The 17640-nt window shown below is 60.8% G+C and carries 23 protein-coding genes; all 23 read left to right on the top strand.

The genetic code is table 11. The features are described 5' to 3' along the window. Positions 1 to 11: 11 nt before the first annotated feature. The 23 genes from RTI28_RS13185 to RTI28_RS13080 all read left to right on the top strand — a co-directional run bounded on the left by RTI28_RS13185 (position 12) and on the right by RTI28_RS13080 (position 17438). Positions 12 to 1334: a phage major capsid protein gene (locus RTI28_RS13185; protein ID WP_316920857.1), complete on the top strand. Its 1323-nt coding sequence runs from the start codon at positions 12 to 14 to the stop codon at positions 1332 to 1334. Positions 1335 to 1379: 45 nt separating this feature from the next. Then, positions 1380 to 1640 (top strand): hypothetical protein, encoded by a 261-nt coding sequence (locus tag RTI28_RS13180; RefSeq protein ID WP_316920856.1) that lies wholly within the window; start codon positions 1380 to 1382, stop codon positions 1638 to 1640. Between the two features lie 2 nt (positions 1641 to 1642). Beyond that, complete coding sequence (locus RTI28_RS13175) at positions 1643 to 2194, top strand: hypothetical protein (protein ID WP_316920855.1); 552 nt, start codon at positions 1643 to 1645, stop codon at positions 2192 to 2194. A gap of 2 nt (positions 2195 to 2196) precedes the next feature. Continuing rightward, on the top strand, positions 2197 to 2586 hold the full coding sequence (locus RTI28_RS30320) for a head-tail adaptor protein (protein WP_410478982.1): 390 nt from the start codon (positions 2197 to 2199) through the stop codon (positions 2584 to 2586). Then, positions 2564 to 3073 carry a hypothetical protein gene (locus RTI28_RS13170; RefSeq protein WP_316920854.1) on the top strand — a complete coding sequence of 170 codons (510 nt, stop codon included), beginning with the start codon at positions 2564 to 2566 and terminating at the stop codon, positions 3071 to 3073. Before RTI28_RS30320 ends, RTI28_RS13170 begins: the two co-directional genes overlap by 23 nt. Positions 3074 to 3082: 9 nt before the next feature. Continuing rightward, positions 3083 to 3682 carry a hypothetical protein gene (locus RTI28_RS13165; RefSeq protein WP_316920853.1) on the top strand — a complete coding sequence of 200 codons (600 nt, stop codon included), beginning with the start codon at positions 3083 to 3085 and terminating at the stop codon, positions 3680 to 3682. Further along, on the top strand, positions 3679 to 3894 hold the full coding sequence (locus tag RTI28_RS13160) for a DUF2635 domain-containing protein (protein WP_316920852.1): 216 nt from the start codon (positions 3679 to 3681) through the stop codon (positions 3892 to 3894). The genes RTI28_RS13165 and RTI28_RS13160 overlap by 4 nt, the downstream gene beginning before the upstream one ends. Continuing rightward, on the top strand, positions 3891 to 5387 hold the full coding sequence (locus RTI28_RS13155; protein ID WP_316920851.1) for a phage tail sheath subtilisin-like domain-containing protein: 1497 nt from the start codon (positions 3891 to 3893) through the stop codon (positions 5385 to 5387). Before RTI28_RS13160 ends, RTI28_RS13155 begins: the two co-directional genes overlap by 4 nt. Before the next feature lie 54 nt (positions 5388 to 5441). Then, a complete protein-coding gene (locus RTI28_RS13150; RefSeq protein WP_316920850.1) occupies positions 5442 to 5789 on the top strand; it encodes a phage tail tube protein in 348 nt (115 codons plus the stop codon). Then, positions 5789 to 6091 (top strand): phage tail assembly protein, encoded by a 303-nt coding sequence (locus RTI28_RS13145; protein ID WP_316920849.1) that lies wholly within the window; start codon positions 5789 to 5791, stop codon positions 6089 to 6091. Before RTI28_RS13150 ends, RTI28_RS13145 begins: the two co-directional genes overlap by 1 nt. A 2-nt stretch (positions 6092 to 6093) precedes the next feature. Beyond that, positions 6094 to 6219 (top strand): hypothetical protein, encoded by a 126-nt coding sequence (locus tag RTI28_RS13140; RefSeq protein WP_316920848.1) that lies wholly within the window; start codon positions 6094 to 6096, stop codon positions 6217 to 6219. 1 nt (position 6220) lies between these two features. After that, complete coding sequence (locus RTI28_RS13135; protein WP_316920847.1) at positions 6221 to 8527, top strand: phage tail tape measure protein; 2307 nt, start codon at positions 6221 to 6223, stop codon at positions 8525 to 8527. 2 nt (positions 8528 to 8529) lie between these two features. Next, the gene (locus tag RTI28_RS13130; protein ID WP_316920846.1) at positions 8530 to 9933 is read left to right on the top strand and encodes a DNA circularization protein; all 1404 of its coding nucleotides are present in this window, start codon (positions 8530 to 8532) and stop codon (positions 9931 to 9933) included. A 3-nt stretch (positions 9934 to 9936) separates the two neighbouring features. Then, the gene (locus RTI28_RS13125) at positions 9937 to 11049 is read left to right on the top strand and encodes a phage baseplate assembly protein (RefSeq protein ID WP_316920845.1); all 1113 of its coding nucleotides are present in this window, start codon (positions 9937 to 9939) and stop codon (positions 11047 to 11049) included. Beyond that, entirely contained in the window at positions 11046 to 11537 is a 492-nt protein-coding gene (locus RTI28_RS13120) for a phage baseplate assembly protein V (protein WP_316920844.1), read from the top strand. The genes RTI28_RS13125 and RTI28_RS13120 overlap by 4 nt, the downstream gene beginning before the upstream one ends. Position 11538: 1 nt before the next feature. Next, entirely contained in the window at positions 11539 to 11940 is a 402-nt protein-coding gene (locus RTI28_RS13115) for a phage GP46 family protein (RefSeq protein WP_316920843.1), read from the top strand. After that, positions 11930 to 12970 carry a baseplate J/gp47 family protein gene (locus RTI28_RS13110; protein WP_316920842.1) on the top strand — a complete coding sequence of 347 codons (1041 nt, stop codon included), beginning with the start codon at positions 11930 to 11932 and terminating at the stop codon, positions 12968 to 12970. Before RTI28_RS13115 ends, RTI28_RS13110 begins: the two co-directional genes overlap by 11 nt. Continuing rightward, positions 12961 to 13566 carry a YmfQ family protein gene (locus tag RTI28_RS13105; RefSeq protein WP_316920841.1) on the top strand — a complete coding sequence of 202 codons (606 nt, stop codon included), beginning with the start codon at positions 12961 to 12963 and terminating at the stop codon, positions 13564 to 13566. Before RTI28_RS13110 ends, RTI28_RS13105 begins: the two co-directional genes overlap by 10 nt. Further along, positions 13567 to 14961 (top strand): hypothetical protein, encoded by a 1395-nt coding sequence (locus RTI28_RS13100; protein ID WP_316920840.1) that lies wholly within the window; start codon positions 13567 to 13569, stop codon positions 14959 to 14961. 9 nt (positions 14962 to 14970) lie between these two features. Further along, positions 14971 to 15399 carry a phage tail assembly chaperone gene (locus tag RTI28_RS13095; RefSeq protein WP_316920839.1) on the top strand — a complete coding sequence of 143 codons (429 nt, stop codon included), beginning with the start codon at positions 14971 to 14973 and terminating at the stop codon, positions 15397 to 15399. 47 nt (positions 15400 to 15446) lie between these two features. Further along, entirely contained in the window at positions 15447 to 15998 is a 552-nt protein-coding gene (locus tag RTI28_RS13090; RefSeq protein WP_316920838.1) for a glycoside hydrolase family 19 protein, read from the top strand. Then, complete coding sequence (locus RTI28_RS13085) at positions 15995 to 16498, top strand: lysis protein (protein WP_410478981.1); 504 nt, start codon at positions 15995 to 15997, stop codon at positions 16496 to 16498. The genes RTI28_RS13090 and RTI28_RS13085 overlap by 4 nt, the downstream gene beginning before the upstream one ends. Before the next feature lie 373 nt (positions 16499 to 16871). Further along, positions 16872 to 17438 (top strand): hypothetical protein, encoded by a 567-nt coding sequence (locus RTI28_RS13080; RefSeq protein ID WP_316920836.1) that lies wholly within the window; start codon positions 16872 to 16874, stop codon positions 17436 to 17438. Positions 17439 to 17640: the final 202 nt, after the last annotated feature.

Here is a 17640-nt window from a genome sequence, read left to right as displayed (position 1 = left end):
TTGGAGGCAGCATGTCCCTTGTACTTCAGATGCGTAACGAGCGCGCCGGTCTGGTCGCTCAGGTGCAGGTCCTGGCAAAGATCGAGGCCGACGGCGGCAGCTTGACTGCCGAGCAGTTGCAACAGTTCACCAGCCTGGAAACTCAAATCAATGATCTCAGCGCCAAGATCAAGCGCGCTGAAACTGCAGAGCAGCTCGCGGCGGCCAGTGCGGTGCCCGTCAACGAGTCGGCGCGGGGTGTGACCGGGCCGCCTGCTGGCAGCATTTCCGGCCCATTCAGCGAAAAGGCCAAGCCGGGTACCGGGATGGCGCAGATGGCCCGACTGCTGGCTGCCGCGCAAGGTAACCAGCAGATGGCGGCGCAACTGGCGAAAGACGGCGGTTACCCGTCCGATGTCCATATGGCCCTGAGTGTTGTCACTCCAGGCGCGGGCGGGGTGCTGGTGCCGCAGAACTTCGCGACCGACATCATCGAATCGCTGCGGCCTGTCTCCATCGTCCGAAAGATGGGCGTCACCAGCCTGCCGCTGAACAACGGCAACCTCACCATGCCGCGAATCACAGGCAACACGGTCGTTAGCTACATCGGCAGCGACACTGATATCCCCGTCACTGGCATGAGCTTCGCCGACACCAAGCTGTCGGCGAAGACTGCCGCAGCCATCGTACCGATCTCGAACGACCTGTTGGCGATGAGCGGCGTGAACCAGCGTGTTGATGCGATTGTGGCGAACGACCTGACCGTCAGCATGGGGCTTTCCGAAGACCTGCACTTCATCCGGGCCGATGGTTCTGGCGTGTTGCCCAAGGGCCTGCGCCACTGGGCCCCGGCGTTCAACGTGCTGCCGGCCCCGGCTGCCGCTGGTCTCACCCTGGAAAAGATCGATCTGTTCCTGGGCCGCATGATGCTGCGCCTGGAGACGGCGAATGTGCAGATGAAGTCGTGCGGCTGGCTGATGGCCCCTCGCGTGCTGCGTTGGCTGCAATCGTTGCGTGACGGCAACGGCAACAAGGCATACCCGGAAATCGAGGCGGGTATGCTCAAAGGCTACCCGGTTGGTCTCAGCAACCAGATCCCAGTCAATCTCGGTGCTGGCGGTGATAAGACGGAGCTCTACTTCGTCAACTTCGCAGACTGCATGATCGGTGAGGACATGGACTTGAGCATCGGTTTCAGTAGCGAAGCCTCGTACAAAGACGCCGAGGGGAACATGGTCAGCGCATTCCAGCGCAATCAGACCCTGGTTCGTGTGATCGCCAAGCATGACTTCGGTCCGCGCCACGTTGAAAGCGTTGTGGTCGCGGTTGACCTTGACTGGGGCGTTGGCATGTAAACCTAGGTCCCGTTTCTACGGGGCCGTAACGGGAAGGTGAGATTCATGGAAAAAGTAATCGTTAAGTTCACTGGCTCCTGGCGGGGTTACAGCGCTGGTGAGGTCGCGGGTTTCTCCGAGGAAGCTGCTCAGTCGTTGATCGCCGGTGGCCGTGCAGAGGTGTACGACGCCAAGAAAGGCGGTAAGCCAGCCGCCAAGGCGAAGTCGAACCAGGTAGAAAAAGACCCCCAGCCCGGCCCATCGGCGGAGCTGGCGTCGAGTCCGGATCTGACCACGACTGATCCAGACGACGAAGGCAAGCCCTGATCATGGCTCGCCGTATCGCATACACGGGGGCGCCCGTGCTGACGTTGGAACAGGTCGCTTTTCAGTGCAACGCTGAGCCGGAAGATCTTCAGACTGAGCTGATCGACCACATCATCATCCCGGGCGTGACTGCCCAGGGAGAATCGAAAACGGGGGCGGCGATCCGTGAAGCGATCTATGAGGAAGATTGGCCGGCGGGCTATCCGTCGGGGCATTCGCTGGATGTCGGCCAGGTGGTCACCATCGAGTCCATCCACATCTTGGGCGATGCCGGTTCGCCGGTGCCGTTTTCGGGCCCAGTGGAGCTGATACTTGGTGGCAAGGAAAGCTACCTGGAGTTCCCGGCAGGCCGACCGGCTGGCAGGCTGAGGATTCGCTACCGAGCCTGCGTAGATCTGGAAGCCCACCCCGGGGTGCTGAGTTGGTTGCTGATGGCTGCTGAAACGGCGTTCACCCATCGCGGTCAGTTGGTCGTAGGCCAGTCCTTGGCCGAGATCCCGAGCAGCTTCGTCGATCACCTGCTTGCCGATATCACTATTCCGCCGAGGTTCTAGTCATGGCGTCGAGAGCTATGGGAGGAATTCGCGAGCCGGCGTCAGGCGAGCTGATTCACAGGATGGAAGTGCGCGAGCGTGCCGATAAGACTGCTGGTCCTGGCTTGTCGGCGGAGTTCCGGCATATCTGCATGCGGTGGGTGAAGGTCGAGCCGCTGGGCACTGCGACTTACGCAAATGCCCAGCAGACCAAGACCGGTGTTACGCATCGTTTGTATTGTCGGTTCATTCCTGACCTGCAAGCGGACGTCGAGTTCGTCGGGCGGGGCAGGGTGTACCGGGTTAAGCGACCGAGTGAGCTGGCTGGGCGGCAGGTCTGGTCTGTGATCGAAGTCGAGGAGCTGGGTCCGGACATTGCTGGAGGGGGTCATGGCCAACTCAGTTTCGATTGACGGCTACTTGCATTTCGAGGGCTTCGACAAGTTCGATCGGGAGGCCTTCGACAAACGCAAAATCCGCGGAGGGATGCGCAAGGTTGGGCAACTGGTCACCGGGCGCGCGCAGATGAACCTGGCGCTCGGTGGGGGCCAGGATGGCTACCCGGTCAATCGCACCGGCGCGACCACTGATTCCATCGGCTTCAAGGTGTCGCGCGCTGGCTTTCTTGTGCGGGTCTCCCCGACAAAGACCAGCAGCATGAAGGAGTTCTACCCGGCTTACCTGCATTACGGCGTACGCATGGGCTCGAAGGTGCGAGGCCGTGGACCTGGCATGAAGCGTCGGGCGCGGGGCAAGCGGCAAGAGCTGCTGAATGCCCGGCGGCAAAACGGCTGGCGTATCACTCCGCGCGATAACTACATGACCGACGCGCTGACCGACAGTCGTGCCGAGGTGCAGCGCATCCTGCAGCAGGCCTTTGCCGCCGCGCTGCTCAACTGAGCACCTACTATGAAAATCACACCTGTGATTGAGCAGCTGCGCGCCTATGCGCTCGGCTTCGAAGGACGTGTGGCCGGCGGGCTGGAGTGGGACCCCACCCAAGACAGCGCCAAGATGAAGCCCCCGGCGGCCTATGTGATCGGTGTCGGCGACTCGGCCGACGAGCCCCAGGCGCAGAACGTGATCACCCAGGACGTGCGCGACGCGATAGACGTCTGCGTCGTGCTGCCCACCGATGACGAGCGGGGCCAGTCTGTCGTTGATGTGCTGCACGGCGTTCGTGCGCAGCTGTGGCGGGCCCTTGTCGGCTTCGAGCCTGACGATGAATCGGGCCCGCTGCTGTATGACGGTGGCCAACTGCTGCTGCTTGAGCGCGGCCGCATGGTCTACCGCTACCGCTTCTATGCCGACTTCCAGCTGGGCCGGCTTGAGTGGGATGGTGAGGGCAAGCCGCAGACCTGGCAGGAAATGGTCTTGGCCGGTTTGCCAGCGCTGGAGGGGATCGACACCCGCTACGACTTCATCGATCCCCTGGTGGACAAGAACGTTTCCCCGACCGGCCCTGACGGGCGCGTCGAATTCCAAACCAAAGAGGACTTACCCCAGTGACCACTGTTCACCTGTGGCCGGCCCCGGGACGTGCGTGCCCGATGCCGGAGAAGGGCGGCGAGCTGCTGCCCGCTGAGGGCGCCGCTGTGCCCCTCAATGCCTATTGGCAGCGCCGCATCAACGATGGTGACGCGGTGAGAACCGCTCCGGATCCCGCCGCTGACGCCCCGGACGATCCTGCACCGAAGCCTGAGCGGAGGGGCAAGGCATGAGCATGAGTTTCAGCAGTATCCCCAGTGATATCCGTGTACCGCTGTTCTACGCCGAAGTTGACAACTCGATGGCGAACAGCGGCACTTCAACTCTGCGCCGCTTGCTGGTTGGCCAGGTCAACGATGACGTGATCGGTCCCGAGGTCGGGCGCCTGACGCTGGTGTCGCAGACCAGCCAGGCCCGTACCATCGCCGGTGACGGCTCGATGCTCGCCGCGATGCATGCTCGCGTGCGCGCGATCGACGTAGCCGGCGAGGTGTGGTGCCTGCCCCTCAAGGTCAGTACCGGCGTTGTCGCTTCGGGCACCGTTACCGTAACCGGCACGGCCTCGGCAGCGGGGCTGCTTAATCTCTACGTCGCGGGCACGCGGGTGCAGACGGCAGTCGCCGCCGGCGCCGATGCTTCTGCCGTGGCTGCCGGTCTGGCTGCAGCGGTAAACACCGCCGTGACGCTGCCGGTGACCGCCACGGCGGCCGAGGGCGTCGTCACCCTCAAGGCCAAGTTCAAGGGCGAGCTGGGGAACGACATTCAGTTGCAGCTCAACCGCTTGGGCCGGGTCAATGGCGAGGCTACCCCGGCCGGCCTGACGGCGGCCGTCGCTCCAATGACTGCCGGCGCGGGCACTCCGGACATGGCTGCGGCACTGGCGGCGCTCGGTGATGAGGAGTTCGAGTTCATCGCCCAGCCCTGGACCGATCCGACAACGCTCGACGCCTGGAAGGACACCATGGACGACAGCGCCGGCCGATGGTCGTGGGCCAAGCAGATCTACGGTCACGTCTATTCCGCCCGGCGCGGGACGCTCGGCCAGCTGGTCGCCGCCGGGCGACTGCGCAACGACCCGCACGTCAGCGTGCACGGTTTCGAAGCCGGCGTGCCTCAGTCTGCTTGGGAGCTGGCAGCGGCCTGGATGGCCCGAACGGCGGTATTCATCAGCGCAGATCCGGCACGGCCGACACAGACCGGCGTGCTGGTAGGGATCAGTCCGGCCGAGGCCAGCGATCGCTTCCTGCTGAACGAACGGCAGTCGCTGCTCACCAACGGCGTGGCGACCGCCTGTTACAACGGCGGCAGCTACCGCATCGAGCGCGCGGTTACGACCTACCAGCGTAACGCCTTCGGCCAGGCGGATGATTCGTACATCGACAGCGAGACGCTGCACCAGTCGGCGCATGTGATCCGCTACCTGCGCTCGATCATCACCAGCAAGTACGCCCGGCACAAGCTCGCGAACGACGGTACGCGCTTCGGGGCGGGTCAGGCGATCGTCACGCCCAAGGTGATCCGTGGCGAGCTGGTGGCGGCATATGGCGCCCTGGAGCGCGACGGCATCGTTGAGAACACAGAGCTGTTCAAGCAGAACCTGATCGTGGAACGAGACCCGAACAACCCGAACCGCCTCAACGTCCTGTTCCCGCCGGACCTGGTCAACCAACTGCGCGTGTTCGCGCTGCTCTACCAGTTCCGCCTGCAGTACGCCGGCGCGGCGTAACGCAGTTCATCTACCTCGGCCCGCCTTGCGCGGGCTTTTTTATGGGAGGCCCCCATGGGTCAGAAAGTCGCGGGTACCTGTTACATCAAGGTCGATGGCGACCAGCTCACTATCACTGGCGGCGTGGAAGCGCCGCTGATGGACGTGAAGCGCGAAAGCATCGTACCCGGGTTTTACAAGGAAGAAGACCTGATCCCTTACGTCAGCGTCGATGCCGTGAAAACCCCCAACTTCCCCCGCGCAAAGCTGGCGGCAGGGACCAACATGACCGTCACCGCCGAGTTTGCCGATGGTTCGGTCTACGTGCTGTCTGGCGCGTTTCTCGTGGACGAAACAAAAGTGACCGGCGATGACGCAAAGGTCTCGCTCAAATTCGAAGGCATTGCTGGAGACTGGCAGTAATGAGCACTGTAACCCATAAGCTGAGCGCCCCGATTCAAGCCCATGGAGAGGAAGTCACCGAGCTGGAGTTGCGCCGCCCCACGGTGCAGGAGTGCCGCGCCATCAAGGTGCTGCCGTACACCATCGCCGGCGACGGTTACCCCGTGGCGGAAGTCGAGGCATCCGCCAAGTACATCGCTGTGTGCGCCAAAATTCCACCTACCTCGGTCAACCAACTGGCTCTGCCGGATCTGAACAAGTTGGCCTGGATCATCATCGGTTTTTTCCTGCCTGCCGATTCGGGGGAATCGGAGGAATCGTAGAGTTGACGTATGACCTCGCCTGGTTCTGGAAGACCAGCCCAGGTGAGATGCAGAACCTGCCGCTCGACGAGCTGTTCGAGAGTGAAGAGAACGCCTGGCGGATCAACGACCTGACAAAGGGAGCGTGACGTGGCTGACCGTTTCCAGCTCAAGGCCCTGATCACCGGTGTGGACAAGCTGTCGCCGGTGCTGCAGGGGGTACGAAAGAACGCGGCAATCCTGCGCAAGCAGTTGAACAATTCCGGACTGGGGAAAATCACCTTCGGTGAAGCCCTGCAGGGTGGGGCCATTGCGGCCCCTTTCGTCATGGGCGTGAAAGCCGCGATGGGCTTTGAAAGCGCGATGGCGGACGTGAAGAAGGTGGTTAACTTCGAAACCCCGGTGCAGTTCAAGGCTATGAGCGACGACGTGCTGAGCATGTCTGAGCGCTTGCCGATGGCTGCAGAGGGCATCGCGCAGATCGTTGCGGCCGGTGGCCAGTCCGGCATCGCCCGGGAGGAACTGAACCGCTTCGCCGAGGACGCTGTAAAGATGGGCGTCGCGTTCGATACCACGGCGGCCGAGTCGGGTTCGATGATGGCCAAGTGGCGAACGGCGTTCAAGATGAATCAGGCCGAGGTGGTCGGGCTGGCCGACCAGATCAACTATCTCGGTAACACTGGCGCGGCCAGCACAGCACAAATCTCGGCGATCATCACCGCGATCGGCCCACTGGGTGAAGTCGCCGGCGTCAACGCGGGCCAGTTGGCGGCGATGGGCTCGACCCTGGCTGGTGTCGGTATCGCCCAGGATGTTGCTGCCACGGGCATCAAGAACTTCATGCTGACCCTGACCGCCGGGACCTCGGCAACGAAGTCGCAGAAAGACGCATTCAAGGCGTTGCGCCTGGATACAAACGAAATTGCAAAGGGCATGCAGACCGACAGCGAAGGAACGATCAACAAGATTCTTCAGACGCTGGCAAAAGTCGATAAAGCCAAGCAGGCAGCAGTGTTGACACAGTTGTTCGGCAAGGAGTCGGTGGGGGCCATTGCGCCGCTGTTGACAAGCCTTGGTACGTTGCAGAAGAACTTCAAGTCGGTGGGTGATGCCACCCAGTACGCCGGATCGATGAACGCTGAGTATGCGGCGCGGGCGGCGACGACGCAGAATTCGATGCAACTACTGCAGAACCGCGTCATCCGCCTGGGCATCACGGTGGGTTCGATGCTGCTGCCGCCGCTTAATGACTTTATGGCGACGATCGGCCCGATCGTCACCACGGTGACCAGTCTCGCCGCTGCTCACCCGTGGCTAGTCAAGGGCGTGCTCGGGGCTGCTGTGGGCTTCACCGTGTTGCGCCTAGCGACAGCGGGGGCCACGGCAGCGCTGGCTCTGATGAACGGCGTTGCAAGCATGAGCCCCATTGGCATGATCGTTCGTGGTATCGCGATTACTGCTGGCGTACTGATCGCCAACTGGTCGACCGTCGCTCCATACTTCCAGCGTGTGTGGGCCATGGTGGAGGCACCGGCCATGCGGGTTTGGGGCTGGCTAAAAACTGCATTCGACTGGACGCCCCTCGGCCAGATCGTCGCCAACTGGGGGCCGTTGACGGAGTTCTTCGGCGCGCTGTGGGAGTTGATCAAAGCGCTGTCTGTACCGTTCTTTGAATTCCTCAAGTCTGCGTTTGAATGGTCGCCGCTTGGCCAGATCTTGAAGCACTGGGAACCGATCACGGCGTACTTCAAGGGCCTCTGGGACAAGCTCCGACCGATCATTGAGCCGATGATGAAATTCCTTGGCTACGAGTCTGGCGGAGACGGCGTTATCAAGTCGGCGACGGACAAGGTGAGGGCCTGGACCGAGGACCAGAAAGCGCGAAATGTCGAGGGCCAGCCGGTCCCCGGTGCGTTGGTCAAGCCCATGGTTCCGATGCCGCAAGTTCTACCGGAGGCTACGACCACTGCCAGCTTGTTGCGGGCTCCTTCCGCGCCGTTATCTCTGGTTCCGCCGGCGCCTCTGCCAATGACGACGCCAGCCAGCCGGCCGCCGGCGGGGCCACCTGCACTGTCGCTGGTCTCGAACGTGCCTGCACCTGTGGCGCCGTCGGTGCCTGGACTGAGTGTGCAGGTACCAGCAGCCCCGCCGGCGGTCGCTTTGCCGAAAGTGTCGCAAGCTCCACGAGATCTTGCGAAAGATCCCCTTGTGGCACCGCGCGCGCCGGTTGCGGTCGCGCCTTCACTGGTGCAGCAGGCCGCCGCACCGAGCAGCCTGCCGGCATACAGGGGCTCGCTGGTTGAGCAGGCTGCAGCGAACAAAACCAAGCTGGAGGGCTCGATGTTGATTCGCTTTGAAGGTGCCCCGGCGGGGATGCGTGTAGACCAGCCGGAAACAAACCAGCCAGGTCTGACGGTTACGCCACAGGTTGGATATCGCTCGTTGAGTGGGGGGTGAGCATGAAGACTTGGCGTGATGATCTGCATGCTGCGTCGTTTCGTGGTGTGCCATTTCATGTTGACAGCGACAGCATGCCGGTCGGGAGGCGCACACAGCTCCATGAATACCCACAGCGGGACAAGCCTCTGGTGGAAGACATGGGGCGTGTGACCCGAACGCCCAAGTTCTCGGCCTTCGTGATCGGCGACGACTGCTTCGTCAAGCGCGATGACCTCTTGCACGCACTGGACCAGCCCGGCCCAGGTGAGCTGATACATCCGTGGTTTGGGCGGATGATGGTCACTGCCGGCTCGTGCGAGGTGACTCACGAGCGACGCGAGGGTGGAGTGGTGCGCTTCGACCTGATGTTCTATGAGGACGGAGAAAAGGGCTTTCCGGTGGGCGTACCGAATTCCTCGCGGCAACTCGAAGAATCGTCGGAAAGCATGTTGGAGTCGGCGATCAAGCGCTACAAGACCGCGATGGCTGTTGTTAACCGCGCGCGTCTCGCTGTTGTCGCTCTGCAAAACGGTATCGCTGGTCTGCAGCAGTCGCTGTATCAGGAGTTCGGGAAGATCGTGGGGCTGGTGCGCTCGGTTGAGGCGCTGGCTGACATGCTGATCAATTTCCCGGGAAACTTCTCGGCGATGATTCGCGCACAATTCGCCGATCTGGCAGGCGGGTCGCGGTCATCCGGCTATCGCTGGGGAGCATCCGCAAATTCGTCCAGCGACGCGGGGGGGGCGGGCGCTGCGGCTTCTGCGAGCGAGCTGGATGTTGACCCGGACTTCGCTCGCACTGTTGCGGCTTTGGGCCCGGACGGGCCCACCTTCACGACCTATGTCGCGGCCGCGCGTGAAATTGTCGCGCAGGTCGAGGCGGCCCAGGCGCTTGCCACTGAGCTGGCGGCAGCACGGCAGGCCGGCAACGTGTCCGGCGGTCTTGCCACGGCGGCCGTTGTTCAGGCCGCCCGTGAACTTGGGCGTGATGCCCTGATCGTGCTTGCGGTTCGGACGGCGGCGGCCATGCCAGTTGCGCCGACGCCGATTGCGTTGCCTGGCTGTCCGTCTTTGGAACAGCAGGCCGCCGAACCGATACAGCGTTCTAACGTTCCGTCTGTTGATGAGGTGGTGGCCCTGCGCGACGCGCTGGATGCAGTGCTGTGGGAGGCGGCCCAGCACGTTGACCGGCAGCACTTCGAAGTCATGGAAACGGTGCGTCGAGCGGTCAAGGCGCATTTGACCGCAGTTGCACGCACTGGAGTTCGACTGACGCAAGTCACAACAACGGAAAGCGTGCCGGCGGTGGTGCTGGCTTATCAATGCTTTGGCGACGCTACCCGCGCAGCAGAGATCGTCACCCGTAACAAGGTGAATCACCCCGGTTTCTTGCCGATCGGTGCGTTAACAGTCGCCCAGGAGTAACCAATGGATTCAATGAATGCCGTCACGTTGACCGTGAACGGCCTGGATTATGCCGGCTGGAAGAAAGTCAGCATCAGTGCCGGGATTGAACGACAAAGCCGTGATTTCAAACTTGACGTGACCTGGCGGTGGCCGGGACAAGCGGTGGAAATTCCTGTCCGGCAGGGCGATCAGTGCCAGGTGCGGATCGGTGGCGACCTGGTGCTGACCGGTTGGATCTACGGCACGCCGGTCAACTACGACTCCCGGTCGGTGAATCGCTCAGTTGCCGGTCGGTCGCTGACATCTGACCTTGTTGATTGCTCAGCGATCAATACCCCGGGGCAGTGGCAGGGGCAGAGCGTGCAGCGCATCGTCGAGGCACTGGCCGAGCCCTATGGGGTAAAGGTCGTGAGCCAGGTGCACGAAACAACGAACCTTTCCGACCACAGCATTGAGCCCGGGGAAACAGTGTTCGAGTCGATCGACCGCTTGCTGACGCTTTCGCGTTTGCTGTCGACCGACGACTCACGAGGTCGCCTTGTGATTGTTCGACCGGGTAGCGCGGGGCGTGCGGTTGATCGTCTGGAGTTGGGGCAGAACATTCTGACAGGCGGCGCGCAACTGGACTTCTCTGGTGTGTTCTCCGAGTACCGCGTAACGGGCCAGCGTTCGGGCTCGAATAACGACTTCGGCACCGCTGCTTCTGAAGTTGAGGCATCGGTGAGTGATCCGCGGGCGGCGCGCAAGCGTGTCCTGCTGATCCACGAAAGCGGGCAGATGACCCCTGATCTGGCCCAGGCCCGCGCGAACTGGGAGCGCGGGAACCGCATGGGGAAGGCCCTGACTCTGAACTACAAGGTGCAGGGCTGGAGGCAGTCGAACGGCGCACTATGGCTTGCGAACATGATCGTGCGGGTAGTCGACCCGCTTGTTGGTATCGATCGCGACATGCTGATCAGTGAAATCGAGTATGTGCTCGACGAAAGCGGCACGGTGGCCAACATCACTGTCGCCCCGCCTGATGCATTCGACCCCGAGCCTAAAGATCCGCACAAGGCCCGCAAGCTCAAAAAAGGCGGGAAGGCGGACAACTTCGAATACCTCATTCCTGCTGACTGGAAGCCTGAATCATGACGGCACACCGAAACTTCATCGTGCGTGGCGTGCTCGCCCTGGTCAATGCCGCGAGCAAGATGCAGAGCGTGCAAATGCGCCTGACGGCTGGCGAACTGAAAGACAACGTTGAGCACTTCGAACCTTACGGCATCACGTCGAACCCGCATCCCGGTGCGGAGGGGGTGACGCTGTTCGTCAATGGCGACCGCTCCCACGCTATCACCGTCTGCGTTGCGGACAGGCGCTACCGGTTGCAGGGCTTGGAAGGTGGCGAGGTGGCGATCTACACAGATGAAAAGGACTTCATCCACCTGAAGCGCAATCGAACGATCGCAATCGAGACCCTGCAACTGGAGGTCAAGGCGGGGGTGGCCGTCGATTTCGACACCCCGGTTATCCGTACTACCGGCCGGATCGAGGCTGCTGGGGACGTGGTAGCGGCCGGCGTCAGCACTTCCAGGCACGTACATGAGGGATCGGACAAAAAGCCGGTGCCGGAGGATTGAAATGATTTCTCTCAGTGACGACCCAGGAGTACGGGCGTGGCAGCGCGCGGCGGTTATCAGCCTGCTGACCTGGCGGCGGGCTGAGCCTGGAGACAACCTCGACGACCAACAGCGCTGGGGGTGGTGGGGGGACAGCTTTCCGACCGTGGCGAACGACAAGATAGGGTCGCGTCTTTGGCAGTTGCGGCGCCGTACGTTGACTGCTGAAACCGAGCGTGACGCGGTCGCGTTCGCCCGCGAAGCATTGGCATGGATGATCGAGGACGGGCGGGTCGCCGCCGTTGCGGTAACGCCTGTTCGGGGCGTCAACCGTCTGGACCTGGCTGTGGTGCTGTCGATGAAGAACGGCACCGCGATCGATGTGAAATTCGACAATCTCTGGCAGGTGATCAATGCCGTTTGAAATACCTACATTGCCGGCGCTGATCGCGCGGGCAAGAAGCGACCTGGCGGGTTCCACTGCACTGCTGCGCTCCGATTCAGAAGTGCTCGCGCGCGTCCTTGGTGCGAGCAGCGCTGGCCGCTACGGCCATCAGTCCTACATCGCAGACCAGATCCTGCCGGATACTGCAGACGAAGAGACGCTCCGTCGCATGGCCCGGGCCCGGCTCAAGCGTGATCGCCTGGAAGCCGTGGCCGGGACAGGGGCTGCGACATTCACTGGCGCCGTGTCCGCGCTGCTAGACGCCGGTACGCTACTGCAGCGAGACGATGGCGTGCGCTTTCGTGTGACAGCATCGGTCAAGCTCACTGCCGCGCAGGGTAACGCGAAGCTGGAGGCGATGGAGGTCGGGCTGCTGGGCAACACACCTGCGGGTACAACGCTGCGTCTCGTGTCGCCCGTGCTCGGCGTGAACGACGTATTCACCGTCGCCGAGTCGGGCATACAGGGTGGTACGGAGCAGGAAAGCATCGAGTCGCTACGAGCCCGAGTGATTCGCTCGTACCGCGTGATCGCCCATGGCGGCAGCAAGTCCGATTACGTCACCTGGGCGATGGAGGTGCCAGGTGTCACGCGGGCGTGGTTGGTTCGGCACTACATGGGCCCTGGCACTGTGGGCGTGTTCTTCGTCCGAGATGGTGACATCGATCCGATCCCGAGCCCGGAGGCCTGCGCGGTCGTGACCGAGTACATCGAGAACGAAAGGCCGGTGACCGCTGAACTGTATGTCCTGCCTCCGGTAGAAAAGCCTGTGCAGTACCAGCTCAAGGTCACACCGGACAGCAGTGCGGTGCGGCGGGCTGTAGAGGGTGCGTTGATCGACATGCACAACAGGGAGTCGGAGCTTGGTGCAACGCTTCTTGAGACCCACATCGGTGAGGCTATCAGCGGTGCGGCGGGGGAGCGTGACCACAAGGTCCTGAGCCCGATCGGCGATGTGCCGGCGACAGCCAATCAGTTGCTGACTTATGGAGGGGTTCTATGGTCGTGAGAACGGCTGAAGACTACTACTCCCACTTACGCGCCTTATTGCCCCCTGGCCCGGCCTGGGACCGGGAATTCCATCCAGAAGTTGATGAGCTGCTGAGGGCTGGGGCCCAAGAGTTGGCGCGCGAAGACGCACGGGCTTTCGATCTCTTGTCTGAGTCGAATCCAGAAACCGTGCGTGAACTTGTGCCCGGGTGGGAGCGTGTAATGGGGCTTCCTGATCCATGCCTTGGTCCGTCCCCAGGCTTCGACGATCGACAGTTGGCGGTTCGTCGGCGGCTTGTCGCGGTCGGTGGGCAATCCCGCGCCTACTTTATCGACTTGGCATTCAGCCTGGGTTACCCAGAGGCCAGGATTATCGAGCACCGCTCCCCACGCTTTGGGCGTAGTCGATTCGGTGCTGCCCGCTTCGGCACCTGGTCTGCACAGTTCATGTGGACACTTGAATCGGGTCCGCGGCGCCGAGTCGGGCGGCGGTTCGGTGCAAGTTACTGGGGGGATCGCTTCGGAAAAGATCCGATCACCGCTCTTGAATGTGCGGTCCGGCAAAGCGCGCCGGCACATGCCGTTGAATACATCAAATACAGCGAGAACACGTAGATGGATTTCCCGAAAAGCACGCCGGGCGTCGGCCTGGTGGACGGACGTTTCGTTGATGAAAACGTTACAACTGGACAGCCGGGGTCGTTGATCCCGGCTGCATGGGGCAACTCAGTGACGACTGAATTGCTCAACGTCATCAGGGCGGCTGGTTATGTTCCGGATGAGCAGAATTTGAACCAGCTACTTTCTGCCATTGGTGAGCTAAACAGTAAGGCGATCCGAGATCGCATTGCATCCCAGGACGAAGTCAATGATGGCTCCGAGACCGGTAAGCTTGTTACACCGAAAACACAGGCTGTCGCATTTGGCCGGTTGTGGAAAGGCGCTACAGAGCTGGACGCCGGGGTCGTCAAGATTGCAACACCGCATGAAGTCGAAGGCGGTGAAGATACGAGGAAGGTTGTTACACCCGCGACTCTGGTCGTTGCTGTGAGTAAGCACATTAGCGCGATCTGGAAAGGCGCCACGGAAGCGGCCTTTGGTGTCATCAAGCTCGCGTCTCAAACGGAAGTGAACGAGGGCTGGGACACCGAGAAAGCGGTCACGTCGAAAACGCTTTCCGTGAAGCTCGGCAATCTCTGGCAGGGTGCAACGGCGGCGGCCTTCGGTGTCATCAAGCTGGCGTCTCAAACGGAAGTGAACGAAGGCTGGGACACCGAGAAGGCGGTCACGTCGAAAACGCTGTCCGTGAAGCTCGGGAATCTCTGGCAGGGTGCAACGGCGGCGGCCTTCGGTGTCATCAAGCTGGCGTCTCAAACGGAAGTGAACGAAGGCTGGGATACAGAGAAGGCGGTCACGTCGAAAACGCTGTCCGTGAAACTCGGCAATCTCTGGCAGGGTGCAACGGCGGCGGCCTTCGGTGTCATCAAGCTGGCGTCTCAAACGGAAGTGAACGAAGGCTGGGACACCGAGAAAGCGGTCACGTCGAAAACGCTGTCCGTGAAACTCGGCAATCTCTGGCAGGGTGCAACGGAAGCGGCATTCGGCGTCGTGCAGCTCGCGTCTCAGGCAGAAACCAATTCAGGTGCCGACGACAGTAAAGTGGTTACGCCGCGAAAGCTGCGGTTCGGCGTTTCGTCGTCATTCGGGAGCCGTGGGCACTTCGCATTTCCGACATGGTGCGGCGGATGGATCATCAATTGGGGGCTCGAAACGGGAATCCCGCAAGCCACCGACTCTGTTTCATCTGTTGGGCCGACCCGAGACGTAACGCTTTCTTTGGCATACCCGAACCAAGGGTTCGGCGCGTTGGCGTCGATGTCGTTTTCTACGATGGGGACGCGCGCAGCTTACGCGCCCGGCGCTGCGCTTCTCTCGAAATCGACGCTTCGTCTACAGAACAACTACACCGGTTCGGCCGGCGACATCTTCTGGATTTCTATCGGTAACTAAGGGGCACACATGGCGGTTTTCTATCACGCGGCAAGCAAAAGTTTTTTTGACGATGGTGTGCATTCAGCAATTCCAGACGATGCGGTTCCGGTCACGGCTCAGCGCAAGGCTGAGCTGCTGGAGGGTGAGCGCAATGGCATGGTTATCTCGGTCGACGAAGGCGGGATGCCGGCGCTGATCGAGCCTGTCGCGGATCCAGAGTTGGTAAGGGTTGTCGAGCGAGCGTGGCGTGATCGTGCGCTGTTGCAAATGGCTGAGCTACGAGATCGTCATCGAGACGAAGTAGAACTTGCGCGTCAAACCACGCTGACCGCCGATCAATATTCCGATGTACTGGGGTATATGCAGTTGCTCCGCGACTGGCCACAGTCCGAGTTTTTCCCCGGCATTGAGCATCGTCCGGCGCCGCCGGTCTGGATTGCAGATCAACTTCAATAAAGCCCCGCACTGTCGGGGCTTTTCTTTGCATACTGAGGACGCTTTAAATGTCGATCACAGAGCAGCAACTGCTGCGCATTCTCCCCAACGCCGGCAAAAACGCCGGCGTTTTTGTTCCTGCCCTGAATTCCGCCATGGCTCACTGGTCGATCGACACGCCGCGGCGCGTGGCGGCCTTCCTCGCCCAGATCGGTCACGAATCGGGGCAGTTGCGCTATGTGAAGGAGCTGGGTTCTGAGCAGTACCTCGCGCGCTATGACACCGGCAACCTCGCGGTGCGCCTGGGCAATACTCCGGAGGCCGACGGTGATGGCCAGCGCTATTGCGGTCGCGGCCTGATCCAGATCACCGGGCGCAACAACTACCGCGCCTGCAGCATGGCGCTGTTCGAGGACGAGCGCCTGCTGGCGCGCCCGCAGATGCTCGAGGAGCCGCAGTGGGCCACGGAATCGGCAGCCTGGTTCTGGCATTCTCGGGGGCTTAACCAACTGGCCGATCGCGGCGAGTTCAATCGCATCACCCGACATATCAATGGCGGCCTGAATGGTCTCGAAGACCGGCTGAAACTCTGGGCCCGGGCGCGCGAGGTGCTGTGTTGAGCCGCCTGCGGATCGCCGCCCTGGCGCTGCTGGTGCTGGCGACCTGCGCGCTGACCTGGCAGGTGCAGGAATGGCGTCACGACCGCCAGGTAGCGCTGCGTGAAGAAGCGTATGCCCGCGAGCGCCAGCGACTGGCCGAGATCGCCACGACGCAGTTGCAGGACGAACGACAACAGCGGCTGGCGCTGGAGCAGCGCCTGCAGGCCGTCGACCAGACCCACTACCAGGAGCTTATCGATGCTCAACAGACTCAAGCCCGTCTGCGTGACCGGCTGGCTACTTCTGATCTACGGCTGTCAGTCCTCCTCGCCAACCTCGCAGCAGGTGGTGACGGTGGGTTGCCAGCCGGCGCCCGCGCCGGCGGCGTGGTTCATGGAACCGCGCGAGTCCAACTTGACCCAGCGCATGCTCAAAGAATTATCGGAATTACCGGCGACGGTGATCAGGGATTGATTGCCTTGCGCGCTTGCCAGGCTTACGTGCGAGGGATTGCACGGTAGCGCTCTGTCATTCTATGGCTGACCGCTTCGAGGATATCTAGCGGTAGGCCGTTCGGTGTCCCTTGGGGCGCCGATGTACGATGTAATTTCATCCTGCTTGAATAGGGCGGTTTGAGGGTCGATGGCATTGATGCGCATTTTACCGCTCGGGTCGAAGTACATCAGCAAGCGTCTATAGGGAGTCTCTGGCCTAGCAGCTCTATGGTAAGCTATTTCCATAAGCAACTGCCTATGAGCGATAAGCGTGTCGGATGGAAACGAAAACTCAAGTATCACCTTCCTTGTGTATCTCAATCTTTGTATGATATAGGAAGCAACACGGGAACGTAGAGCCCTGAAAACATTGCAAATTCAAAACCAAAAAGCTATGAAGGTGAGTATGATTCAAAGGACTTCGATTATTGCGCTGAGTTTATTTGTGGCTATTTCGGGACTGGTGGGGTGTCAGGAATCTGAATATAAAGTAATTGGTGATAATAAAAAAGATATTGAGCAGTATGCGGCAGGTCGAGATCAAGCCTTGGTCTATCTCAATAAGACTCTCGCGTATGTCGGCGAGGTAAGAGATATGAAAACTCGGCTAGTTGGTGTGGCGCTGCAAGATCAGCATAAAAAAATGCTAGATCTAAAAACTGAAGGTGATACCTTGATCAAAGCCTTTGCCCCGCTCTCCCATTGCCGTGGAGCAGGAGAAAAGGCTCAGGCTTATTGGTCAGCGGTGGCTGCGAGTAAATCACCAGAGGTTGCTCTAATAGCCTATGTTGAAGAGGCGAAGGTTTGTCAGGATCAGATTAATATCGGTCCAAAGCTCTTGGCGTATGTGGAAACAGCGGCAGGTAAAGCCGCGCCTTTTGAGGGGTGTTCGAAATTAGCAGGGGAAAATTCTGAAGGGAAAAATCAGAATTGGAGTTGCCCTGCTGAATTGCTCTCCAAAAAGTAACTTACTTATTTTTATGTAGGAAAGGCGCTGTTCTCAACCGGGGTGGCGCTTTTTAATAGATCTATGGCGTATTGATGAGCATCGATATACGTTGTTTGTATGGTGGTTTTAGATTTCGGTGGGAAGTTATGCTGCTTAAGACTGGGGCGAGTTCTTATTCGTTCTCTTCTGCTCTTGCGATTTATTATAGGTAGGAGGTCTG

Source organism: Pseudomonas sp. zfem002 (genome assembly GCF_032621685.1).
Taxonomy (GTDB): Bacteria; Pseudomonadota; Gammaproteobacteria; order Pseudomonadales; family Pseudomonadaceae; genus Aquipseudomonas; species Aquipseudomonas japonica.
This window is presented reverse-complemented; position numbering and strand designations above follow the sequence as displayed.